The sequence below is a fragment of the Serratia sp. ASV30 genome (genome assembly GCF_016428815.1).
Lineage (GTDB): Bacteria > Pseudomonadota > Gammaproteobacteria > Enterobacterales > Enterobacteriaceae > Chania > Chania fonticola_C.
Genome location: NZ_JAELTL010000046.1, coordinates 1 through 23,207 on the forward strand (window position 1 = coordinate 1; position 23,207 = coordinate 23,207).

19 protein-coding genes and 1 riboswitch are annotated in these 23,207 nt (G+C 53.1%); of the genes, 8 read left to right on the top strand and 11 right to left on the bottom strand.

Annotated elements, in window-relative coordinates:
• The first annotated feature begins 359 nt into the window (after positions 1–359).
• Together JHD74_RS18560 and JHD74_RS18565 are read left to right on the top strand one after the other, a co-directional pair.
• Positions 360–1,136: an MBL fold metallo-hydrolase gene (locus JHD74_RS18560; RefSeq protein ID WP_074031136.1), complete on the top strand. Its 777-nt coding sequence runs from the start codon at positions 360–362 to the stop codon at positions 1,134–1,136.
• 26 nt (positions 1,137–1,162) lie between these two features.
• Positions 1,163–2,113 (top strand): GlxA family transcriptional regulator, encoded by a 951-nt coding sequence (locus tag JHD74_RS18565; protein ID WP_074031135.1) that lies wholly within the window; start codon positions 1,163–1,165, stop codon positions 2,111–2,113.
• Between the two features lie 152 nt (positions 2,114–2,265).
• Here the strand turns inward: JHD74_RS18565 and JHD74_RS27070 are convergent, their stop codons facing one another.
• Both JHD74_RS27070 and JHD74_RS27075 read right to left on the bottom strand, forming a co-directional pair.
• Positions 2,266–2,526, bottom strand: a complete 261-nt coding sequence (locus tag JHD74_RS27070; protein WP_256714325.1) for a VOC family protein — start codon at positions 2,524–2,526, stop codon at positions 2,266–2,268.
• On the bottom strand, positions 2,481–2,636 hold the full coding sequence (locus JHD74_RS27075; protein WP_370592668.1) for a VOC family protein: 156 nt from the start codon (positions 2,634–2,636) through the stop codon (positions 2,481–2,483). The genes JHD74_RS27070 and JHD74_RS27075 overlap by 46 nt, the downstream gene beginning before the upstream one ends.
• 133 nt (positions 2,637–2,769) lie before the next feature.
• On the opposite strand from JHD74_RS27075, the gene JHD74_RS18575 reads away from it, so the two are divergent.
• From JHD74_RS18575 to JHD74_RS18585, 3 genes are all read left to right on the top strand, one after another.
• Positions 2,770–3,174: an NUDIX domain-containing protein gene (locus JHD74_RS18575; RefSeq protein WP_074031134.1), complete on the top strand. Its 405-nt coding sequence runs from the start codon at positions 2,770–2,772 to the stop codon at positions 3,172–3,174.
• Positions 3,175–3,233: 59 nt separating this feature from the next.
• A complete protein-coding gene (locus tag JHD74_RS18580; protein WP_199063261.1) occupies positions 3,234–3,788 on the top strand; it encodes a GNAT family N-acetyltransferase in 555 nt (184 codons plus the stop codon).
• An 84-nt stretch (positions 3,789–3,872) separates the two neighbouring features.
• Positions 3,873–4,892: an FAD-binding oxidoreductase gene (locus tag JHD74_RS18585; protein WP_199063262.1), complete on the top strand. Its 1,020-nt coding sequence runs from the start codon at positions 3,873–3,875 to the stop codon at positions 4,890–4,892.
• Between the two features lie 108 nt (positions 4,893–5,000).
• On the opposite strand, the gene JHD74_RS18590 is transcribed toward JHD74_RS18585, so the two are convergent.
• Entirely contained in the window at positions 5,001–5,960 is a 960-nt protein-coding gene (locus JHD74_RS18590; protein ID WP_199063263.1) for a hypothetical protein, read from the bottom strand.
• Between the two features lie 26 nt (positions 5,961–5,986).
• Positions 5,987–6,499: a hypothetical protein gene (locus JHD74_RS18595; RefSeq protein WP_199063264.1), complete on the bottom strand. Its 513-nt coding sequence runs from the start codon at positions 6,497–6,499 to the stop codon at positions 5,987–5,989.
• 400 nt (positions 6,500–6,899) lie between these two features.
• On the opposite strand from JHD74_RS18595, the gene JHD74_RS18600 reads away from it, so the two are divergent.
• Positions 6,900–8,078: a hypothetical protein gene (locus JHD74_RS18600; protein WP_199063265.1), complete on the top strand. Its 1,179-nt coding sequence runs from the start codon at positions 6,900–6,902 to the stop codon at positions 8,076–8,078.
• A 99-nt stretch (positions 8,079–8,177) separates the two neighbouring features.
• Positions 8,178–8,714: a dihydrofolate reductase family protein gene (locus JHD74_RS18605; RefSeq protein ID WP_199063266.1), complete on the top strand. Its 537-nt coding sequence runs from the start codon at positions 8,178–8,180 to the stop codon at positions 8,712–8,714.
• A gap of 96 nt (positions 8,715–8,810) precedes the next feature.
• On the opposite strand, the gene JHD74_RS18610 is transcribed toward JHD74_RS18605, so the two are convergent.
• The 7 genes from JHD74_RS18610 to JHD74_RS18640 all read right to left on the bottom strand — a co-directional run bounded on the left by JHD74_RS18610 (position 8,811) and on the right by JHD74_RS18640 (position 22,218).
• A complete protein-coding gene (locus JHD74_RS18610; RefSeq protein ID WP_199063267.1) occupies positions 8,811–9,827 on the bottom strand; it encodes a sodium:calcium antiporter in 1,017 nt (338 codons plus the stop codon).
• A gap of 120 nt (positions 9,828–9,947) precedes the next feature.
• Positions 9,948–10,074: riboswitch (yybP-ykoY riboswitch) on the bottom strand.
• Between the two features lie 33 nt (positions 10,075–10,107).
• On the bottom strand, positions 10,108–12,162 hold the full coding sequence (locus JHD74_RS18615; RefSeq protein WP_199063268.1) for an SWIM zinc finger family protein: 2,055 nt from the start codon (positions 12,160–12,162) through the stop codon (positions 10,108–10,110).
• Positions 12,159–13,283 carry a VWA domain-containing protein gene (locus tag JHD74_RS18620; RefSeq protein WP_199063269.1) on the bottom strand — a complete coding sequence of 375 codons (1,125 nt, stop codon included), beginning with the start codon at positions 13,281–13,283 and terminating at the stop codon, positions 12,159–12,161. Before JHD74_RS18620 ends, JHD74_RS18615 begins: the two co-directional genes overlap by 4 nt.
• Complete coding sequence (locus JHD74_RS18625) at positions 13,283–15,667, bottom strand: DUF5682 family protein (RefSeq protein WP_199063270.1); 2,385 nt, start codon at positions 15,665–15,667, stop codon at positions 13,283–13,285. Before JHD74_RS18625 ends, JHD74_RS18620 begins: the two co-directional genes overlap by 1 nt.
• A 12-nt stretch (positions 15,668–15,679) precedes the next feature.
• Entirely contained in the window at positions 15,680–16,783 is a 1,104-nt protein-coding gene (locus tag JHD74_RS18630) for an AAA family ATPase (RefSeq protein WP_199063271.1), read from the bottom strand.
• A 59-nt stretch (positions 16,784–16,842) separates the two neighbouring features.
• Positions 16,843–20,718: a WGR and DUF4132 domain-containing protein gene (locus tag JHD74_RS18635; protein WP_199063272.1), complete on the bottom strand. Its 3,876-nt coding sequence runs from the start codon at positions 20,716–20,718 to the stop codon at positions 16,843–16,845.
• 162 nt (positions 20,719–20,880) lie between these two features.
• Positions 20,881–22,218 (bottom strand): PLP-dependent aminotransferase family protein, encoded by a 1,338-nt coding sequence (locus JHD74_RS18640; protein ID WP_199063273.1) that lies wholly within the window; start codon positions 22,216–22,218, stop codon positions 20,881–20,883.
• 95 nt (positions 22,219–22,313) lie between these two features.
• On the opposite strand from JHD74_RS18640, the gene JHD74_RS18645 reads away from it, so the two are divergent.
• Positions 22,314–23,192, top strand: coding sequence for a DMT family transporter (locus JHD74_RS18645; protein ID WP_024530982.1), 879 nt, complete (start codon positions 22,314–22,316; stop codon positions 23,190–23,192).
• The last annotated feature ends 15 nt before the right edge of the window (positions 23,193–23,207 follow it).

Below are 23,207 nucleotides of genomic sequence, written 5' to 3' on the forward strand. Positions count from 1 at the left end.
AGATGTGTATAAGAGACAGGGTCTAAAACTCAGGATTACAGCTGTTTATGGTCATTGTCCATATGTTGTGACCTGCGCGGTGTAGTTTAAGGGTTCCGCTTAGAAAACGGAAAACATCCCACGCTAAGCCTGTTTTTTAAACCGACAGGCGTTGACGGGCAGCTATGAGCGAAAAGCGGACGTAAAAGTGGTGCTTAGACTGCTACGCATATTTGCATAATTTTACGGAAGCTTGACCCGATATGCGCGAAACTTGGCCCTTATGAAGCAGTCGAATTGCCCGATAATCACTATAATAGGTTATCGGGTCATGGTTGACATGACTCCTGCTGGTTTAAACAAAGTTTGGAGAACATATAATGAAAATTACTCAGGTCCGTAATGCCACTCAGATTCTCGAATATGCGGGTAAGAAGTTCCTTATCGATCCTATGCTTTCTGACAAAAATATCTGGCCCGGTTTTGAGGGAACTGTTCGCTCAGAAATTCGTAACCCTATGGTGGAATTGCCTCTGGATATCAGCACACTGCTTGCTGTGGATGCTATTATTGTCACCCATACCCACCCGGATCATTGGGATCAGGCCGCTGTGGATATTGTGCCAAAAGATAAGCTGATTTACGTCCAGAATGAGAATGATGAAGCGCTGCTGCGTACTCAGGGCTTCACTAATCTGGTTGTTCTCACCGAAACCAGCAGTCTTGAAGATATTGAACTGATTAAGACAGCATGCCAGCACGGTTCAGATGAAGCCTATGCCAACCGACAGTTGGCAGAAATGCTTGGTGATGCCAGTGGTGTTGTATTCCGCCACCCATCGGAAAAAACCTTATACCTTGTTGGTGATACTATCTGGATCAAACCCGTGGAAGAAAACATGCGCAAATATATGCCGGATGTGTTGATTATGAACACTGGCTGGGCACATGTTCTAGGCTATGGCGCAATCATATTTGGTAAAGAAGATATTGTGAGGGCGCATCTTGTATTGCCAGAAGCCCAAATTGTTGCTACCCACATGGAAGCTGTTAACCACTGTCTGGTCACACGACTGGATATCCTGGAGTATGCGCAGATTAACCATGTTCAGGATTACGTTTCAGCGCCCGCAGACGGCGAATCTGTTTCGTTCTGATTACAACCGACAACCCGGGAGTTACGGTGTCTGTGATTTCAGTTGCTATACTTGTTACTGAGGGCTTCAGCACTTATCACGTATCAGTTCCGCTGATCCTTTTTGGCGATACCGCCACAGACCAACGGCTCTTTACCCGGCTGATATGCGCTGAAAAACCGGGTCTTATCTGGTCTGACGAAGGAACGGCAATACAGGCTGATCATGGTCTGGATGTTCTGACCCAGGTTGATACTGTCATTGTGCCGTTCTGGGGAGATGTGCGGAAGCGGCCATCCGAGCCTGTGCTTAACGCTCTGGTAAAAGCGCGTGAAGCGGGAGCTCAGATAGTAGGGCTATGCTTAGGCACTTTCGTGCTGGCTTATGCAGGTTTGCTGGACGGGCATATGGCGGCAACACACTGGGAGTATGAGGAAGATTTTCGGAAGTTGTTTCCGTCCGTTCATTTGAATCTTAACGAACTCTATGTAGATGATGATGGACTGACTACATCGGCAGGAACGGCTGCGGCGATGGATTGCTGCCTGTATATCATTCGTCAACATTTTGGCAGCCTGACGGCGAATCACATTGCCCGCAGGATGGTCACACCTCCCCACCGTGAAGGTGGTCAGGCGCAGTATATTGATCATCCCGTCACTCAAAAAACTGCCGACTGTCGAATTAATATGGTTCTTGATTACCTGCTACTAAACCTTCAGGAGCCGCACGATATTAATTCTCTGGCTGAATACGCCTCAATGAGTCGTAGGACACTGACGCGACGTTTCACGAAAGCGACCGATATGTCCGTCGTTGAGTGGATCACGGCTGCACGGCTGCACCGGAGTCAGGAACTATTGGAGAACATGGATCTTCCTGTAGAACAGGTAGCTGAACAAGCGGGGTTTCAGTCCGCCCCAACTTTTAGGCTGCAGTTTCGGGAAAAATTCGGTGTCAGCCCCAGGGAGTGGCGGAAAACATTCCGTAATACATAACTCATTAAACTGAAGACAGATGACCCAGTACTATGAACGTCCGCTTCTGGCACTGAGCGGACGGTCAGATCTTATACAACCCAAAGCAGAAAGTGTCAGATTAAGTATAAAACGCCCGTTTCTTCCTAGGATTCACAGCGGGTAAATACACACTAATCGAGAGCCTGGCCAACCACCATTCTGTGGCCATCGGGTGTTCCTACGGTAAATTCACGCATACCATGCGGTTTATCAACGGGTGGAGCCATTATGATCGCCCCCTTGCTTACAAACTCTTCATAAAGTGTCTTAGCATCATCGACATACAGATAAGCAAAATAGTTGTGATCGCCGGTGTCAGAGGGTGGCATTGCATCCGGTGAATGGCCTAACATGATACGCACGCATCCCCTAGTGGCGAGTTGCCAGCCCATGCCAAGTCAAATCCCAGGACATCGCAAAAATAAGCAGAGCTTTTTTTGAGATCGCGGACTGCAATCACAAACGAACTGGACTGAAAGCTGGCTGTAGGTTTAGTCATCATGTAGTTCCACTTCTAGATTTTGTTGAGCTAGAGCGTAGCACATGCCTGACTAGGCTAGGAATCACCCTCTCCACTCTGGTACATTTGTTGCTTTCATGCAGGGTAGATCTTCTACCACACAACGGTGTTCAGAATGTCAGAGAGTAAGCAAATTCATATAGCTGCGGCCGTCATAACCGATCGGGCTGGCCGGGTCCTTCTGGTCAGAAAACGCAACACGGAGTGGTTTATGCAGCCGGGTGGAAAAATCGAATCTGGTGAGCGGCCAGAGGTGGCACTTGCACGTGAACTACAAGAGGAACTGAATGCCTCCTTCCCCCCTGATGAGATGGTCCCTCTAGGGCGCTTTACGGATCTTGCAGCCAATGAGCCTGGATATATGCTGATTGCTGACATGTTTAGAGTCAGCACTGAAGAGACCCACTTTCTCCCCGCTGCAGAAATCGAAGAAGTGATATGGTTTGAACCTTCTGGCAACCAGCCGTTGCAACTGGCCCCGCTAACCAAAAATCATATTCTTTCTATGCTGGAACGTTAACGGGTCATTGGTAATAACAGCCCCTTCACCATAACAACACATTAGAAAAGGATAATTTCTTGCATTCGATTACCCTGCCATTCTCCACCGAGCGCCTGCGGCTACGCCGTTTTACACCTGACGATCTCCACGCCTATGCGGCTTACCATCGCCTGCCTGAAGTCTACCGCTACTTATATGCTCCACCGCCAGAGCTGGCGCAAATGGAAACTCGGTTGGCAAAGGCCGTAACCTCACGTTTCAGTGAAGATGGTGACACTTTTTATTGTGCCGTCACATTGAAAGAGAGCGGCGAACTCATCGGTGAAGTGTTACTGAAGCTGGCCAGCAGCGCGGCGCTGCAAGGTGAAATTGGTTATATCTTTAACCCGGTTTATGCCGGTAAAGGCTATGCGGCAGAAGCTGTACATTCGGTACTGGAACGTGGATTCACTGAAGTGGGTTTCCACCGCATTTTTGCCCGACTTGATGCAGCGAATAGCGGTTCTATCGGCGTGGTCGAACGCTTGGGCATGCGTAAAGAGGCACATTTGCGACAGAATGACCGCTTTGATGGCCAATGGGGCGATGAGCTGATTTATGCGTTGCTTAAGCAGGAATGGCCACAAAACTGATGCCGAGGGGTTACGGCGGATTTGCTAATGTCTAGGAGTAGGCCCTGTTATACGAGGAAACGGTATGTGCTCCACTAAAAAAATATGATTATTGTGGGGGCGGGAATTATAGGGGCCTCAATAGCTTATCATTTGGCCAGCCGTGGAATAAAAGTGACCGTTATCGACCGAGCGTATCCGGCTTCTGGTGCCACCGGCAGCGCTTTTGGCTGGATCCACACCACTGTGAGTGACGATGCCCCGGATGCACTTCTCCGCCGAGCATCGGCGGAAGACTGGCACAGGTTAGAAAAAGAAATTCCGGAGCTTTGTATACGTTGGGTTGGTGCGTTAAGTTACGGGGCCGATTCGCCTTGCGAACAAGATGAGTCGAAAATGCTTCAACAGTCTGATATATCCCGGCTTGAGCCAGCGATGAATGCCCCACCTTCACGGGCGCATTATGCCGTTCAGGATGGCGCAATAGATCCGACAGAGGCCACCCGAGCCTTGCTGGATAAGGCCTGCCGTCTTGGTGCGGAGTTGAAAACACAGACGCTCGTCACCGGGTTCATGCAAGAGGGAAATAGAATAGTTGGCATAGAGACAGCGGAAGGCATATTAGACGCAGATTGTGTGATTCTGGCCTGCGGGACGGGTATAACTTCGTTGCTGAGCATGATAGGGATTACGCTCCCGATCGTGGCTTCACCAGCCATTCTCCTACGTTACCGCGTGACAAAGCACGTTGTTAATACCCTAATATCTGGCGATGACATTGAAGTTCGCCATGCATTTAACGGGGATCTCCTGGCTGCCGAGGATTATCCGGTTACGGGTGATACTGAAGCAGTGGCGTCTGAAACCCTCACGGCGATAAAAAACAGGCTACAAGGAACGGCATCGGCCTATCTTCTCAGGCAGTCGGTAGGACAACGACCTGTACCACAGGATAGAAATCCTGTCATGGGGTTTATTGATGATATAACGGGTATATACGTGGCGGTCATGCACCCTGGCGTAACCTGTGCGGCAACTGTTGGAAGGATGGTGAGCGAAGAACTGACCATCGGTAAAAGCCTGGAAATTCCCGAAAGCTATCGACCTACTCGTTTAAGGTCTTGATCATCTGGTGCCCCGCCAGAATGTTCAGCCTCCAGGAGAAAATATAACGGGCCGTGACCGGCCCCCATGATTACCCCGTGACGCTTTCTTTTCTTAGGCGACTGATGCCTATTTCTTCGCCAACCAGGGAGACGTCGTGCTCCAGAAAATGATATCTGCACCAAGATAGTCTTCTGCGAATTGTACAAACTCGTCCTTGCTAAATGGCTCGCCCGTATTGGGGTTCCTGTAGGTCAAGGTCGGCTCCTGCACAGCCATGGCAACCAGTGCTAGCTTACTTTTGTATTTGTTGAAGAACGGATAGGAGTTCTTCATTTGCGCCTTGCGGTTGGGAACAATATCTGGGCCGCCGAGCCCAATATTATTGGCACTTGCGAACTCAAACAGTCGCCCCATGTAATTGTGGTCGTTGTTCCATTCGCACGGCCAGAAATTTACATATTGCACCACATGTGATTTGGTGAACACCTTGCGCGCAAAGGTGAGGTTTTCCATTTCGCCTGCGAAATAGTTATCGCAGGTAAATCCCTTGGGTAGCTTTTTCTCGTCAAGATCAATGGCTGTTTCAGGTAGGTTCACACCATAGACTCGGCCATCGAAGCGCTCTGCAAGCGCTGCCAACAGAGCCTGATAACGTTGACGCACAGCAGGATCCCACTGCTGTGCCACCCAACCCGAGCCAATCGGCTTTCCTTCGCCAGGATTGTCAAATTGCGGCGATATCCCACCACCGTACCTGGCATCATTCATCAGATAGTCCGGAACGTATCGGGCATTCTGTTCGAAAAACCGATCCTGGATCTGGATGAAAAGTTTTTTCTTGTTTGCTTTGAGACGAGTCAGATCCTGCTCAATCTGCGAAAAGTTGTATTTGCCCTTCTCTGGTTCGAGTGAGCGCCAATTGTAAACGATCTGCGCACCGCCAATGTCGCTACGTGCCATAATGGTTGACGCCGCTTCGAGATCGCCGGAGCTGGTATAGACAAAGTTTTCTGGCATTTTAGCTAATACGGGCAGTGTCACAATAAGCAATGTTATTGCGACAGTGAGCCTGATACGTATGGTCACGAAGTTACCCCTTTCTGATGGTGCGACTATCTGAAACTCCATTGGGCGCTAACGACAAATATCGAGGGAAGAATAATACCACTTTCCACCCCAAAGTAGCTGGTAAAATTGTATTGAACTGCATGATAGATATAGGGAGAGAAACCCACGCCGGTAGTATCCTTGAAATTTTTATATGAACCATCATTACCACATTGACTGAAGGCATCAAAGAAGAACTCACCAACATACCCATAAACCCCCTTAAAAACCCATCCTGAGTCATTAGACATCCAGTCTCTTCTCAGACCCAGTGCGATACAGCGGTCATTGAAACTATTTTTCATTGTGCCAACTAAAATACTATATTTTGAATCCTCAGAAAACTTTCGTTCTACGGAGAAAAATTTGTTATCAAAGTTCTCCGTGTATTGTCCCTCATTGTTTATCGTATGATACACAAAGGAGCCGGTGTTAATTGAGTATAAATTTATTTCACCTGCGACACATGCGGGCACTACGGTTAACAAACATAAAATAGCCACGGATTTATTAATCATTTAAATGACCTCTTTTAATATGTTTGGTGTTTTTTGAGTACCCTCTCCCCCTGAGAGATACGGCGTAGTAACTCTGTACGCTTTTCTCTCAGTAACGCTTTGCGCAAGTAGCACTACAGCAGACAAAGGGGCCGCAATGACCAGCAGGCACGCGGCCATCAAACGAGAGAACGAAGGTTTTGCCATACCAAGCTTCTTTCATCACGGATAACATCTATTAACAGTAGTACATTCTTTATGGCGGACAAGGATGAACAACGTAGTGAAATTCGCCTCCCAGCCCCTGGTAGCGAACTCGTTCCGGCTTTGGGGTTAGGGAGAATGCAGCCCCCCGTCTAGTCACCACATCCCCGATCGGATAGTATTTCCCTACAGATGGAATAATCAAAAACAGCGATCCATGGACATCTCAGACTTAAGCCAAGCCCGCAGTAACACCGTCAGTAAGCTCCTCAATGCGCCTGATTTTTCGGCCCTGCTGATTGAACACGGCTGGGCGGCGTTCCCGGATCGTTTTTTAAAAGCCGTCGCTAATGCGCAAGATACCGCCACTCAGGTTCTGCTCGATGTGCTACCCGCATTGTCGCTGGATATGAAAATTCAGGTGGCGCAGCAAAGCAAACACCCTTTTATCGTGCCCTGCATGATATGGCCAGAGTTGGTCTGGCGTTGGCAGCCATGGCAATATGCCAGCGAAACATTGGCTTGGGAGGCATTGAGTTCCCACTATCCAACGCTGGTTGTGGGGCTTGCCAGCCGACCAATGGCTTCACGAGCAGACCATGACCGGGCTGTGGACAAAGTTTACTCAGACTATTTTCTGGATCCCGTTGGCCCCATTCTTGATAAGTTGGCAGCCAATCCGGTATGGCCAGCGTGCTGGGCAAATATTGCTATTTATCATCCGGATGAAACCGTGCGTGAAAATATGATTTTCCGGCTGGTTAATCCCTCTCAAGCCCTATTGCAGTCACTGACCAAAGATCCTTCTCATTTGGTAAGGTGTCGACTGGTTTCTCGCTATCATGACGATGAAATGTTGATGATGGAGCTACTGGACGACGCCAATGTCTGGGTTAGCGGTGAGCTGGCGGAACGCGCCATTTCCAGTCATATATTGACCCAGCTTAGCCAATCGATGGATCTGTTTATCCTGAGCAGGCTGGCTCATAACCGGCAGTTTTTCCTTAATCCAAATCCGAGCACAGGCGCCCGACTCGTATGGCAAAAGCTGGCGCAGCATCCCTATGTGTTTACTGAGGATAGCTTTGCCGGTATGGCCGCACTGGCGGAAGATAACGTCATAGATTGGCCAATTTTTTCTCGTTGGGCTGAACAACTCGCAGATAACTATCCTCAAGTGCGTGATAAAACGCCGCCGTTCCGCACCTTTGGCTATTCTGAATTTCCGGCTTCTGAAACCAATTTGTACGACACTGCCAACAGCCTGTTTCAGTTTAACCGTTCACTGGCACTCAACCCTTTGACCCCGGTAGCGATCCTCCGCTTATTCAACCAGTGCCCATTTGAGCCGTTGAGGCAAGAGGTTGCCCAGAATCCAGCCCTGCCTGCATCCTAGATGAACAAAGTGGTGAAATTCGCTACCCAGCAGTTGAAGAAGCGAAAGTAACGAACCTGCTGCTCCCGACAGGCTCAATCAGCAAATTAAGGATATAGAATGTCGAAGTTAATTTATTATGTTGCAGCATCTATGGATGGCTACATTGCCACCCAGGATCATGAGCTTGACTGGCTGACTAATTTTATCTTAGGCGATGATGCTACACCTTATGATGACTTCTACCAGAGTATTGGCGCGGTGATTATGGGAGGAAAAACATACAGCTGGATAATGGAAAATGCCCATGGCGACTGGCCTTATAAAGATGTTCCGGCGTTCATTTTGACAAGCCAGGATCTGGCAATACCGCAAGGCTCAGGTATCAGTGAAGTTTGTGGCAATGCTAATGATATTGCCAGGCATGCAAAACTGGCGGCAAAAGGTAAGGATGTTTGGGTCGTTGGCGGGGGTAAGTCCGCGGCATTTTTCGCCGATGCTGGGGAGTTAGACCAATTATATATCACAACCATTCCCGTATTCCTGGGGGAAGGGATCAAGATCCTACCCGTCAACCGTAGTGTGGTTGTGACACCAGTGACGAACAGATTTTTACAAAGTGGTGCGCTAGAAACCGTGTTATCTATAAGAAAATAGTGACGCTTAGTCACCATGCAGGATGGTTATAGTGGAGCGCCATCCTGCAGTTTACGTTTGTCAGTATAATTTATCGCCGTGAGGCTATTGATACCGTTAGCGGCTCAATAATATTGAGGCGAGAATATAAGCGAAATAAAAAGCCCCATTAATAAATAACATCCACACTTTCAGCTTTTTGTTTCTGGCATTGATCCACAGCCAAAATGCCGATGAAAGCGTAATAAACACCCCGATCAACACTTCATGCCGGGGTTGCCATGGCGTTAACAATATACCGATGGCGGGTAATATCGTGCCTTGAAAAACCATTGCGCCGGTAATATTGCCTAATGCCAGGGTATCCTTTCCTTTGCGTATCCACAGAATGCTGTTCACCTTCTCTGGCAATTCGGTAGCAATAGGAATGATAATCAATGACAGCAATAACACCGAGATACCAAGCTTTTCCGATACTGCGGCAACACCGTCTATAAAACCTAAAGCCCCCGCTACCAATACGCCTAAACCCATTAAGGTTTGCAGGATGATGGTAAATAGCGTGGTGGGCAACCCCACTCGGGATAAGAACATGACGTTATCTGCCGCAGTTCCATTGCCTTCAGCCACTAGTTTTTTCGAAGCGTGTAAGGTTTTTACAATATAGGTGACATAGAGCAAGACTAACAAAACGCTGACACCCATCCTGGCGACTTTCATTTCCACAGGAATGAACAAGGCGATTGCGGCTAACACAAAAGCCATCAGGAAGAAACGCGTATCCCGTATAAACCCCGTAGGCTCTGGGGTGATTGACCCGTTAACCCCCCGCCGTCTTACCACGGCCAGCGCCATCAAAAAGATCGACAGCGTAGACAGCATCAGCGGCGCGCCCAATATCGCCCCTACGCCAATCTCTTCGTTAACATTAGCCGCTGACGTACCGGCAACCAGGGCCAAAATGGGCACCATGGTTTCAGGTAAGGCGGTGCCAATGGCGGCAAAAAGCGAACCGGTTACCCCTTCAGAGATCTTCAACCTTTCGCCAAGGTGCTCCAGGGCATTGGTGAAAATTTCGGAGGCAATCAATATGACGACTAAAGATATTGCGAGTTGGAAAAATGACAGCGTCATCCTTTAGCCCTCAATTCGCCAGGCTTTTGGGTGAGGTTAGTTGAGGGTAAAGCAGCAAAAAGAGACATAATGGAAATACCGACTGGACGTAGCAAACCATGGTGTAATATTCCTCGTCCAATCCAAAAGAAATATTACCCCTATGGTCTCGCCAATCTGATAGACGGATGTGCCACAGCAAATTGCTGAGTATGTTGACACATCCTCCTTCATGATGAAGGAAGGCTACTCCCCAAATGAGTGGGGCAAGCTTAGTCGAACTGTCATGGCGCTGTCAAAGTCAATTACTCTGCCGGTCTTTCACCAGGCGCAGCGTTTGATAAATCGTCATCAACCGCTGGACTAATTGCGTGTGGTTATTGGAGCAAATACGCTCGGGTAACTCGTTTAACCATACAGACAGCTGCACCAGGCCATAGCCATTTAGCGCCTCGGCCAGGATTTCCACCCGCTCAATCCCGCGCCCTCCTTGATGCCGGATCCCCTGCTGTAACCACTGAGCCAGCAACGTTTCGGTGTCTGCCAACGCTTGCTGCATGCCTGAGCGCTGTTGCAGATCGGCCTGGCGCTCCATCGGGAAAGGCTCAGCCTCATCGGCACAAAGCGAGAAAATCTGGGTGTCACTGGCGACGGCTAACGGCTCGATAATCAGTTTGCCTGACGCGATCTTCACCCTGCCTGAAATCAACCGCGGCGGAGTTGCTGGCGTGAGCATTGCCCTGGCCAATACCTCGATAGCTTGAGGGGCAGCACTATCGTAATTTAGTGACACTGTCACCAAATTATCATTACCAGCCTCTCCGCTTAAGAGTTCAAGCTGCAAGCACTGCAAGGCCGGGTCCCAGCACCAGTCGAGCACCTCGCTAACCGGTAAAATATGCAGCTGTTCGATCGGCTGTCTGGGGCGTACAAAATCCGGCAATGCCTGCTGGAGATGACGCTTCAGCGCTGCCGCATCAGGCTGCCTGAGCGGTTCCCCCAGCAGCTCCCACGCACGGGCAGAGAGCGGCAATACGCTGGTATATTGCTTACCGCTGGCAATGTCCAACGCTCCGTTTGCCCGGCGTTTGGAGGCATTGGTGATCACCTGGCAGGCCGCCAGTTTTTTTACCGGGTGGCCGGCAATCCTGCGGCTGCCTATCGGCGTCGCCACGCCTTGTGGATCGCTATTTCTAGGCCACTGGCGTTCGATCACCATCAGCGCTTGGGAGTCCGGGTCGGTGTAGATCAGATCCACCCCTTCCTGCTGCTCGTCTGCCCAATAACGCGCACCGAGTGAAACCAGTTTCAGATGTTCCAGCTGGATCTCACCTTTGACGCCCAGGCCAAGAATTTCAGCCGCCGGAAGGCGTGGTAAGGTCTGCTGCTGCGCCTGTTGGTCCATGCACCTGGCCGCGACCAACCGGGCGGAAAGCCCGCTGATGCGCTGCAAGAATTCGACCGGATGATAGCGGCTTGAACGATTATGTTGATCGGCCATCCCTTGCTGAATATCCGCCAGGCTTTCGCTAATCCAGCGCCACTGAAGCTGCTGGGCATGGCGACTCACTTCTGCCATCAGGGGTTTGATGGCCGTCTCAGGCTGGCTGCTGCCGTCCGACCACAGCTTGAGCAGCAATTTATCCAACGACGTTTGTAATAACACTGCTTCTGATTGGTCGAATAAGGCGTTTGCCTGCGCCTGTTCGCCGTCAGGCAAACTGATTTGCAGCGTTAACTGCTCAAAGTCTGGCTGGCTGAGTTCGGCCTGCTCAAAACCCCAGACCGCCATCACAATATGTTCGCAAATCGTCTCCTGAATACAGTCACAGCGTGCATGGGCCAGGCTACTGCGGGAGAAAAACCGCACGTCACACATCGGTAAACGCGCTGAAGGAGTGGCTTGTGCCCCGCTGCCTTTACTCAATTGCACCACGACGCTGCCCTGGATCAGCTTTTTAGCCCGGCTAATGACTGAGAGCGGGACATCGCCAAGCTGTTCACTAAATTTGGCTGGTGACCAACCCGGTGCCGGTTCTTGCGGCTGAGCATCGTCAGCTTCTGGGGGCACCCCAGTGGCATGTAACGCCTGATAGGCCAGGACCAGCGTAACCCGATGGCGGCACATGCTGCTGGCCGGGCAGCTACAGGCCGCATCCCGCAAGGTTTTGCCTGGCGGAAAAGTGACTTGGTTGCCGTCGCCGAACTTGGCATCAATACAGCCGTCATCACGCTCTGTCACTTCAGGCAGTTTTCCTTCGGCAACCTCTTTCTGTGCACGCTTAACGAAGCCCGCGTTGCTTAACGCCATCAGGGCTTCCGGCGTGAGTTCGAGTAAATCGGAACGTTGAGTCATCCTTGTACCTTTTCAGCCAGCCAGGCCGCCAGTTCGCCGGGCGTCATGGCGCCAATTTGTGCGCCGACCGCGACCAGCCGGTTAGCCATGTCACGATCGTATTGTGGGTTGGCCTGGTGATCTAACGCTGCCAGCCCCAACACTTTGGCTCCGGCCTGAATGCAGGTACGCACCCGCCGTACCAGCTCGCTTTCGCTGCCGCCCTCGAAAAAATCACTCAGCACTACCACGATCGTGCGCTGGGGATTGGTGATGCAGGACTGGGCATAGCCCACCGCCTTGGCGATATCGGTGCCGCCACCTAGCTGTACCTTCATCAGCAGTTCAACCGGATCGCTGACGTCTGCGGTCAAATCCACCACCGCGGTATCAAAGGCGACCAGCCGGGTTTGCATGCCCGGTAAATTCCACAGACAGGCCGCCATCACTGCGGCATGGATCACCGAATCCACCATCGAACCACTCTGGTCTACCAGCAGGATGATGTCCCAACGTTCACTATGGCGTTTAACCCGGCTCATAAACGCCGGGGTTTCGATAAACAGCTTGCCGTGCTGTGGGCTCCAGCGGTGCAGGTTATTGCCAACGGTGCGTTTAAAATCAAAGTTGCGCGCCACCTTGACCTGCGAGGGGCGGCGGCGGTCACGGCTGCCGGAAAAGGATTGGCGCACGTCACGTGCCAGGCGTTCCATGATCCGCCGAACCACTTCCGCCACCAATCGGCGTGCAGCGGCCAATACCTGCGGGTTCATCAAGTGTTTGGTGTGTAACACCGCTTTCAGTAACGCTTCCGAGGGTTCAATACGTTCCAGCACGTCAAGATTGGTGACCACATCGTCAATGCCGTAGCGCTCAACCGCGTCCACTTCCAGCCGTTCAATCACCTCTTTCGGGAACAGCTGATGAATTTCATTAATCCACTCAGGCGTGGTCAGGTTGGATTTACCCAGGCTGGCTCCGCGCTCACCGCGAGCCAAACGCTCCGGATCCCGTCCATACAGCCATTCAAGTGCGCTATCGACGGAGCGATAGTGAGCGTCTAATTCACCCAACGAGGCCTCGGCGGCTTCGCCTAACAGCAAGCGCCAGCGCTGTAATTCTGGAGTTAATTGATTTGCCATTACGCCAGCCCCCATTGGCCAAGGATTTCCAGTGCCCGCTTTTCGGCCTGTTGCATAGCCGCAATCTCCTGCGGCGTTGCGGCAGTAATTTCGCGATTTAACGACGATACCGGTAGATGACTCGCCTGATGGAGTTCCAGTATCTGGCGGGCAAACTCACCGCGCTCCCTGGGTGGCAGCCAGGCAAATGCACCGCGCATCGCTGGCAAGGCCAGCAGGAAGTCTTCGTCATCCAGTGCGCTAACCAACTGGTTCAGGCCGTCAACAAAGGTTAAATCCTGGGTCAACTGGTGGCGCGCCAACGCAATCAATCCGCTGAGCGCATCGCCCATTTTATTGGCTGCCAGGGTGGCCAGCAGCGCTAACGGCTGTGCGATCGGCGATGCGGTATCAGGCTGGGTGTCATTCAGGCTGAGTAATGCGCCCAATGCCGCACCACGGCTAAGCGGATCGGCATCGGTAGACGCGGCTTTTCTTTGCCAAACGGTGAGCGCGCGATCGGCTTCCAGCGCGGGAAATAACGTATTGCGGTCGGCATCAGGCAGCGCGAGTAGATCCCGCGTCACCAAGCGGATCGCCTGAAATGTCGCAATGTGCCGATGGCTATCGGCGGGGTTCACGCTGCCATAGCTTTCACATAGCCATAGTGCGCGGTCGAAAGTTATCTGGATCACCGTCAACAAGATCGCTGATCCTTGCATACCTACGCTTTCACCGTGGCGATAGAGCGTGTGGGCCGCTTCGAGCGCTAACCCCAGGTCTTCAAAGTTCCCTTCCTGGCTGACCGCCGCAGTGAGCTGTTCTACTACCCGGCTGCTGAAATCCGCCAGCCCGGCAAATGCCGCCTGATTCAGTAATTTAACCAGCGCTACCACCATCCCCTGGCTACCGTGCAGATCCAGCAGGGCCTCTTCCAGCTTGGCCAGTGCGGCATCGGCCAGCGTAGCGCCGTAGGAGGCTGCTTCAATCAGCGCTGCAACCTGCTCAAGCGGTGCTCGAAGCTGCCAGTGTTCGCTCATTTCGCCCGACATGACCTGCCCACCCCCCTTCAGGCAATGAATGCCAGGGATCGCCAATATCGCTAACTGATGCAAGGCTCTGCTGCGCTGGCGATCTTCCGGTTTAAGCAGGTCGAGTTTGACCTCCGAGGGGATCGTAATCGCCAACCGCGCCAATTCGAGCTCCAGCGAAATCAACAGCGGCGGACGTGGCGTATTGGCCGCAAGTTTACCGTGCGACTCTCCCGCTAAAACCGCCATCATCTGCACCAGAATGGGGTCGGTTCCTGGCCGTAAAGGACCGCGATAGGTCCACGGCAGCGGGACATCCATCGCCTCTTTCACCAGCGAACCGGCCATGGCATCCAGCCAGTCATTGCGTAACGGCAACTGGTGGCCCCGCAGCCGCGCAAGTGCCTGAACCCGTAAATACACCGCGCCCATATCGGCGGTAGACGCCGGTAGGTTAAGCTTGCGCAGCCGTTCAAGTATGCGCTGGAAAGCGTATAGCCCCGCCTGCTCCAGGCCAAATTCCCACACCCACTGCTGGAACGCCGGTGACGGCATACCGGAAGCATAGCCAGTGAAAGCATCCAGCCGTTTATAGCTGTAGGGCACCAAATAAGAACCGGTGGTGTATTGCGCGTCGCCTTGCCAATCGTCAAAACATTGGCTTAAAGCTGGCAGCTCAGGCTCATGATCTTCACTGGGGAGGTTTTGCCACAGCTTCATCAAGGCGGGGGCGTGATAGCCGCCACATACCACTAACACGGCCCCGTTCTGTTGATCCATAGCCCAGCGGATCCAGCGGGCCATCATGGCTTCACGAGCCTGATTGCCTTGCGAGCCGGAAACCTCTCCGCGTAACCGTTCGAAATAGAGGCTTAGGCGTTGTTCCAGCTCCTGCACATCGCACCGATCTTCAAATAACCGATCCCAAAGCGCATCGCGCCCCTGAATACCCAGTTCCAGGCTCAATGCTTGTTCAAAATCCTCGGCCCGTTGCTGCTGTTCGGCATCGGCCAAATCGGCGTAGCGGTTGGCAATATCGGCAAACGCAGCATGCCAGGCCGGCAGATCCATAAAGCGTATTTCCGCCTTGATAGCTCGTGCCTGCTGCAGCGCCTGCCACTCAGGAGAATGCTCGGCAAACGGTGACCAGGAACCTCTGCGCACGCCCTGTCCAGGCTGTTGTGGCACGCCATAGCTATAGATAGCCAGCGGCAGCTGATGGGGCAAAAACAGCTCATCAAGCCGGGAGTTGAAGTCCATCGGCCCTTCTATCAGCACGTAGCGCGGTTTTAGCGTGTTAATTCTCGCCGCTACCAGCCGGGCACAGGCCGGGCTGTGGTGGCGGATACCGATGATTTCCGGTGATTGATTCATTACGCAGCGCCTTTAAGGCAAACGGTGTCTGGCTTGGTAATAGGCCCGCCAGTGGTTACCGGGCTTTTTCGCGACCTTCTGCTCAAAATAGCGTCTGAGTTTTGCCCGATCGTCCGCATTGTCTTTGACCACCGTCCCGGCGATACACTCCACCAGATCGGCAGGCTCACCGCTGCGCTGTTCAAGAAACCATGCCCGCACCCCCACCGCATGGGCCACGTTCACCGCCTCGGCGGTCGACATCACGGCGGTTAACCGATCCATGGCACTGTCACCGCCTTTACCCGCTGATTTCTCACCGCCGCGCAGATCGCGGAAGGTCGTGACCAGTAACTCCAGCACCTCAACGGGGACGGTGTGAGGAATGGCGCTCTTTTCCAACAGCCGGTTTGACGCCGTAGCCACCAAATCCAGTTCCTGTTGGAAATCCATGATCGGAAATACGGTTTCAAAATCAAAGCGACGCTTCAGTGCGGCACTCATTTCGTTCACCCCGCGGTCACGGGTGTTGGCGGTGCCGATAATGTTGAACCCTTCCTGCGCATACAGCAGGTTATGGTCATCATTCAGCTCGGGGATGGTCATCACCCGATCGGACAACATACCCAGCAGGCAGTCCTGCACCTCTAATGGTGCACGAGTGATCTCTTCAAAACGCACGATTTTGCCGTCGCGCATGCCCTGATAAAGCGGTGCCGGAACCAGCGCTTTCAGCGAAGGCCCTTCGTTGATCAGCATGGCGTAGTTCCATGAATACTTGATCTGATCTTCGGTAATCGATGCCCCGCCCTGGATCGTCAGGCTGGAGGTGCCGGAGATGGCGGTCGCCAGCAGTTCAGACAGCATGGATTTGGCCGTGCCCGGCTCACCAACCAACATCAAGCCTCGGCCAGTCGCCAGCGTGACCAGCATCCGCTCAATCGAGGCCACGTCGGCGACAATTTTACGCTCAATGCCTAACTTTTCGTCACCCAGAATAAAGCGCCGAGCGGCATTCAGGCTAAGTGCCCAGCCCGGTGGGCGCGGCTGATTATCCAACTCTGCCAACAGGGCAAGTTGTTCTGCATATTGAATTTCCGCTGGTGGCCGCTGCATTTTTTGTTGTTGTTCAGACATAGGGATGGATTCTCTTGGTAGGCGGTACGATCCCGACATACGTCGGGATCAAGGCAAGCTTAGGCGCGCAGGGCTTCCATATCGCGGATCAGTTCGCTGATGACGATGTCATCCACAAGGGTGAATGGTTTGCGTTCTTCGGTTCGCTGCCAGTAATACTGGCCGTCGTCGATCACCACCGTCTCCAGCGTCTGTTCAGGGTATTCATCGACCATGCCCACGATAATGCAAGGTTCAAACGACAGGCTAAACCCCAACTGGCGATCGATGGGTTTGATGAAGTCCATGATCGCGCCGCCGTCCTGGGCATCGCCCCGGCGCCAGCCTTTGTTCGCCAGCCCAAGAATACGGCCAGTAGGGACTACGGCCCCTTTCCAGCGCAGCAGCTCACGGCTCGCCCGCTCTTGTTCGGTCAAGCTGTAGGTATCGCGGCCCAACTGCACGAACGGTTGCAACAGTTCATAATCGGCAAACAGTTGGCCGAAGCCTGCCGCCTGGTGCTCAGGCAACTCTAACGCGTGCGGAATACCAATGCGCACGTTATCGCCCTGTGGCAAGGTGTATTCGTCATCTTCTGCGGTGGTCAGGCTGCCGTCTTCGGCAACGCGGAAACAGTCCACTAACTTGCCGCCGTGAGTTGATGCATCGTCCACCAGATAGACGCCCCACGCCAGGCGTTGCACCAAGTGGCGAACCAGCGGATGGCGTACCAAGAACAGTTCGAACAGCTCTGGGGTCCAGCGGCGGCGCTGGCACATGGCAATCTCCAGGCGCACAACTTGCTGGGCGGCCACGGTGCGGGCATCTTTTTTCAGCAGCTTGAAGATGTTCACCGCTTCATTAGCCAGTTCCTGATGGTCGGTCTTTTTCGGCTTCGGCAGATCTTTCAGGCGGGTGCCATCCATATCGCGCACGAACGGTTTCAGGGTTTCATCGAAGCTGACGGTAAACTGGCGAACGCCAAAATCCAGCCGCAGCGAGCCGTTTTCATCCAGCCCTAAATCCGGCGCTAAACGGTCTTCCAACTCCTCAATGGTTAACTCGCGGGCTTCGGCAATGGCCGCGATCTTTTCCCGCGCCCGGTCCTGCAAGCCTTTAAATTTGACCTTCTGCGCGATGCCGTTCAGCAGCATCAGCGCCACATCAGATCCGATCTGATTCAATACTTCCAGGCCGTTAACCGCCCGCTGGTGCTGAGCCTCTCCCGGCCAGGCACGAATAAACGGCGTGAGCTTGCGTGCAGTATCATCGGTACCAAACAGGCCCAGAGACATAAATGCCCAACCCTCTTTAGAGGGCGCTGCAGCAAATAACCATGCCGAGAACATATCCCAGGCAAAGTCCGCCAGTGAGTCTGGATCACAGGCCTGTTTAACCTGATTGATCCCTTCATACAGCCCCTCACTGACCGGGAAGCGCAGCATCGTACCCAGGTGTTCCAGCGCACTGTCCGGTAAGGCTTTGTTACTGGACTTGAGTAACGGACGACGCCAACCTGCGGGTTGATAGAAGTCCGGCGATTTGCTGATTTTACTTGGGAAGCGATCGAGCGGATCTTCATCCAGCATAGCGCGCAGTGCGTCGATCACCTCTGGATTGCCGTAAGCTTCACCGGTTTGCATAATCAACGCTTCGTGCCCCTGCGTTGCCAGCATCCGTAACGCCGAGGTCGCGCAATCTTTGGCTTCCCCTTTTTTGCCTAAGGCCGCAGGGATCAGGCCGATAGCGCTGTGGTGCGGATATTTGCACAGCCACTGCTGGGCTTCACTACGCAGCGTTTTCAGCTTGAGGTAGGCACGGGCGATTAGCGGAGCCAATTCGCACGCCCCCACGTGGCCCCAGATAGTGGTCAGTTCCGTTGGACGAGAGCGCACCGCGTTGATCAGGCCAGGTAGAGCCGCTTCGCCAAACTTGGCCACCATATACCCCTCACCGCTGCATTGGTGAGTAGACAAACTGTTCCATAAGGCCAGCGCCATCTCATCGGGCAACAGGGAGGTAAAGCGCAGACTAAAGTTTGACCAACTGGTCTGCGCAAGCTGAGCCTTCCAGGCGTCAATCAGCCCCTGCGTATCCCGGTTTCTGATGGCAATGGCCGCCGTTTCGTTCTGGCTCTTTCTGTTACCTGATTGATAGATCTGGAAACCCAACTCGTTGGCCAGCGTGTTCATGTTTTTTGCGGCAGCCTGATAGCGTTTTTCCTCCCACCCATTCAGCGCTAACCACTGTTTTTTCTCTTCATCGGTTAAATCGAGTACCGGTGCCAGCACCTGAGGTTCAAGTACCAGGGCTGCCGCTTCGCGTTTTTTCTTTTTCTGAAGCCAAGGTGGGCTGACCAGCACCAGGGGTAAATCAGCTTCATCGGCTAATTCAACCGGGCCAGAAACACGGGCAATCAAATCTTGCACTTGAGTTTGCGCGGCCCCGCTCATCCACGGGAGTAACTTGGCCACTTGTTCAGGGTTGGCCAGCAGAAGATTGCTTAGGCAAGCGCTCAGCATGCCGCTGTCTTTGTTGTTAGAGGCCAACAGCTCGGCAAGCGCCGGGATCGATGCCAGCGGCCAGCGGTGCGCGGCGTCGATAAACCGCGCCAGAAACGCTTTACCCTGACCGGAGACCTGCGCCAGTGCGGTAATTGCCGCTGGCGTGCCAATACAGGCCAGAGCATCACCGGTAAGGGTTATTTCTGGCTGGTAGGCCAGGATTGGCACCGCGTTAACGCCGCGCTCTGCAATCAGCGTAGCGATACTAAATTCACAGTTAAGGAATGCGGCGTGACGATACACAGAACGGCTCATTGCACCTAACGACTTCAGGACAGCCTCGTCGGTGGCGACCAACTGTAGCCATGGCGTGACGTCACTATCTCCCTGTTGAAGCAACTCACTGGCTAATCGGTTGGCGATATCCGGGCGCTCAGGCAACAACAGAGCAATTAACGGCTGACGGCTGACATGCAACTGCGGCAAGCCCGCGATCAATTTATCCACGCAAATCTGCCATTCAGCTTCATCAGCACAAGACAGGAACTGACGGAAACGCAGCTCAGCGTAGCTATAGGGACACATCCACGAACTGCTTAGCGGTTGTTCGATCTCCTCATTGAGATAGTAACTTTGCTTTTGCGCACCGCGATCCCAGTTCGCTTCAACGCAAATCCCCTGCGCCAGTAACAGCACATCAATCGCATACGGTAATCCCTTTCTGGCCACTAAAAAGTCGGTAATATCTGCCGTTCCTTCGCCGTTATAACGGTGACCACCGACATTACTCGCAAGGGCAAACAACACCGCATCTGACTCGAGGGAGCCATCCATCTGCTGATCGGCCAACCGTTGCCAACTGGCAACATAGGTCTGACGTAATTCCGCAGAGGTCGAGTTAAAGTCAGCCAGGATACTGTCGTTTTTATACAAAATGTTGCGAAGCTTGATCCAACTCTGCTTATCGTTCAGCTCGGGCTTTTCAGCCGGATGGGCGCGGTTGGTCAACGCTTGATCGCTTAAATCTTTCGGTAAGGCAATCGGCTCACCGTTAGCTAACCACGGCGGCGTTTCTCCGGCGGGTTTGGCGATGTCCGATGAGGCGACGGATTGCGAGAGTATGGTGGCAGCAGAGACCGGAGGCGTACTTTGTGCTGGGGTATCGCTTATTGGCTCAGCGCGGGGCTTTTCTGCTGGTTCGGCCTTCGGTTTTGGCGCTGTGGTGCCAATGGTGGCGTTTTCATCAACGGCAATTTCAACGTAGCCTTTGCCGGTTTTTTCCTTCACCAGCTTGGTCATGGCAGCCGAGGCCTTGGCTTCGTTATCAAAACTCTTGGTCTGGCTTTGCCCTTGCGTACCAATCTTGCCCCAGCGCAGGTTTAAATCACTGTCCGACTGCTCGATTTGCCAAAATTTGTTTGATTTATCATCTTTGAATTCGAAATGACGCACCGCTGTCTCCCTGGGGATCAATTATCCATAAAATAACGCGTGGGATTAAGTTATCAGATATTTAGGCTATGAATAGAGGGACCGTATGGAATTTGGGAAAAACGCCATGCGGTCAGATTGACGACAAAGCGATGTGCACACATGCTGCGCCCACGGCCCCTCTTAAAGATAACAGTGCAACTGTATGACCCGCTTAACCGTTGTTAATGCCTCACGCAGGGTGGGCAGCGGCAGCGAACCCAACGCCAAACGCAGGGCATGTGGTATATGAACCGAAGTAGCAAAAGGTTCTGCGGTAGAGAGCGAAATACACTCTTTTAGCAGGGCTGCGGCGATGCGATCCGCCCTAACCTCCTCTGGCAAGGGTAACCACAGAAAATACGAATCAGGGTGGCCAATATAGTTCAGCTCGCTCAGTGCTTCACGAGCGATTGACTGACGTAACCGGGCATCTTGGCGTTTTTCGTCTTCTAGCCGCATAACGGTGCCGTCTTCGATCCACTCACACAGGATCGCGGTCATGATCGCTGGGGTATTCCAAGTGGTTGCCCTGATGGCGCGTTCCAATGCGGGGATCCATTTTTCCGGCGCGGCCACTATGCCAACACGCAACCCGGTCGCAACATTCTTGGAAAAACCGGAGATATATACCGTGGATTCAGGGGCGAGACTCGCTAACGGCAATGGCGGTTTCTCTGCCAGATAGGCGTAGGCGGCATCCTCAATGATTAGCAGCCCATGCTCACGCGCCAGCGCCACCAACCGATGCCTCTGTGACTCGCTCATCACCCAGCCAAGAGGATTATGCAGCGTTGGCATGCAGTAAACGGCCCGCACCTGTCGGCGCTGGCATAGCCGTTCAAGTTCAGCCAAATCAGGGCCGTCGCTTAACGCGGGAATGGCGACCAGCTCAAGATGGTAGCTCTCGGCCAGGATTTTAAAACCCGGGTAGGTCAGGGCATCAACCGCGACCACGTCGCCCGGTTGCAACAGCCCCATCACGGTGACGGCTAACCCTTGTTGAGCGCCATTAACCAGTAAAATGTTCTCGGCCGCCAGGTTTAAGCCACGGTGGCTCAGATGTCTGGCTACGATCGCCCGCTCGTGTGGCCGGCCTGCATGGGGTTGATAGCGTAGCAATGCGTCCAGATCGCCGGAGGAAGCCAACAGGCGTAAAGCAGCCCTCAGCAGTTCGCTTTGTGACGATAGCGTTGGGTAATTGAAGTTCAGATCGAGCATGTCCGTGGCGACGGCCTGCTGATCGATGCCCAAGCCCGGCGGCAGCGAAATCTCCCGAACAAAGGTCCCTCGACCCGTTTCTCCGCTGACTAACCCCATCGCTTCAAGTTCCGCATACACCCTTGAGGCAGTGACCAACGACATACGTTCCTGGGCGGCAAGCTGGCGATGGGTGGGTAAGCGGGTCCCTGGTATAAGACGCCCTGCGCGAATATCAGCGGCAAAGCTATCGACCAGCGATTTGTAACGAGCACGCGCCATAGCAACTTGTATCCATGACAATTTTTTGATTGTCTTTATTTTGCGGCATAACATGCCGATCCACAATCTTCCAACGTCGAAAATAAGGGTGTCCCATGCAGGTGAAGAACGAGGAAAATAGCACCAGCGGCTGGCTCAACGGCTTTCTGGGCATGGTGATCTTCAGCGGTTCACTCCCCGCCACCAGAGTCGCCGTGCTCAGTTTTGATCCTCTATTTCTTACCGTCGCTCGTGCTTCTATCGCTGGCTTGATCGCACTCCTGCTGTTAGGGCTGTTTAAGCAACAGCGGCCACGAGGCGATCAGCTATTCTCTCTGGTGATCGTTGCGTTGGGCGTAGTGGTGGGTTTCCCACTGTTGACCGCGTTGGCGCTTCAGCATGTCACCTCAGCCCATTCCATCGTCTTTCTTGGCCTGCTGCCGTTAGCCACCGCGATATTTGGCGTGTTACGGGGTGGCGAGCGCCCTCGCCCGGCTTTCTGGCTGTTTTCCATTATCGGCAGCCTGTTGGTGATGAGTTTTGCGTTTGTTCAGGGGGTTTCCGCTTCGCTGGTCGGGGATGCGTTAATGCTGGCTGCGGTGGTGGTTTGCGGGTTGGGCTATGCCGAAGGGGCAAAACTGTCGCGGGAGTTAGGTGGCTGGCAGGTGATCTGTTGGGCGCTGCTGCTGGCGTTACCCGTGATGCTGGTGACTTCACTGCTGCTGATGCCTTCATCCCTCGAGGCTATCCGCCTGCCAGCCTGGATAAGCCTGGCCTATGTTTCGCTGTTCAGCATGTTGATTGGTTTTATCTTTTGGTATCGGGGCCTGGCCCAGGGGGGTATTGCCAGCGTCGGCCAACTGCAATTGCTGCAGCCCTTTTTTGGCCTGGCGCTGGCGGCAGGCTTTCTGCGTGAACCCGTCAGCCTGCTGATGTTGGCCACTACGTTGGGGATTATCCTCTGTGTGGCGGGATCGCGACGATTCGCCGGTTAACTCACCCGCAAATAA

Excerpts from the sequence above, each read along its gene's own strand:
- JHD74_RS18560 (WP_074031136.1), top strand. The coding sequence starts at position 360 with ATGAAAATTACTCAGGTCCGTAATGCCACTCAGATTCTCGAATATGCG.
- JHD74_RS27070 (WP_256714325.1), bottom strand. The coding sequence starts at position 2,526 with ATGGGCTGGCAACTCGCCACTAGGGGATGCGTGCGTATCATGTTAGGC.
- JHD74_RS27075 (WP_370592668.1), bottom strand. The coding sequence starts at position 2,636 with ATGATGACTAAACCTACAGCCAGCTTTCAGTCCAGTTCGTTTGTGATT.
- JHD74_RS18575 (WP_074031134.1), top strand. The coding sequence starts at position 2,770 with ATGTCAGAGAGTAAGCAAATTCATATAGCTGCGGCCGTCATAACCGAT.
- JHD74_RS18585 (WP_199063262.1), top strand. The coding sequence starts at position 3,873 with ATGATTATTGTGGGGGCGGGAATTATAGGGGCCTCAATAGCTTATCAT.
- JHD74_RS18595 (WP_199063264.1), bottom strand. The coding sequence starts at position 6,499 with ATGATTAATAAATCCGTGGCTATTTTATGTTTGTTAACCGTAGTGCCC.
- JHD74_RS18600 (WP_199063265.1), top strand. The coding sequence starts at position 6,900 with ATGGACATCTCAGACTTAAGCCAAGCCCGCAGTAACACCGTCAGTAAG.
- JHD74_RS18605 (WP_199063266.1), top strand. The coding sequence starts at position 8,178 with ATGTCGAAGTTAATTTATTATGTTGCAGCATCTATGGATGGCTACATT.
- JHD74_RS18610 (WP_199063267.1), bottom strand. The coding sequence starts at position 9,827 with ATGACGCTGTCATTTTTCCAACTCGCAATATCTTTAGTCGTCATATTG.
- JHD74_RS18615 (WP_199063268.1), bottom strand. The coding sequence starts at position 12,162 with ATGACTCAACGTTCCGATTTACTCGAACTCACGCCGGAAGCCCTGATG.
- JHD74_RS18620 (WP_199063269.1), bottom strand. The coding sequence starts at position 13,283 with ATGGCAAATCAATTAACTCCAGAATTACAGCGCTGGCGCTTGCTGTTA.
- JHD74_RS18625 (WP_199063270.1), bottom strand. The coding sequence starts at position 15,667 with ATGAATCAATCACCGGAAATCATCGGTATCCGCCACCACAGCCCGGCC.
- JHD74_RS18630 (WP_199063271.1), bottom strand. The coding sequence starts at position 16,783 with ATGTCTGAACAACAACAAAAAATGCAGCGGCCACCAGCGGAAATTCAA.
- JHD74_RS18640 (WP_199063273.1), bottom strand. The coding sequence starts at position 22,218 with ATGGCGCGTGCTCGTTACAAATCGCTGGTCGATAGCTTTGCCGCTGAT.
- JHD74_RS18645 (WP_024530982.1), top strand. The coding sequence starts at position 22,314 with ATGCAGGTGAAGAACGAGGAAAATAGCACCAGCGGCTGGCTCAACGGC.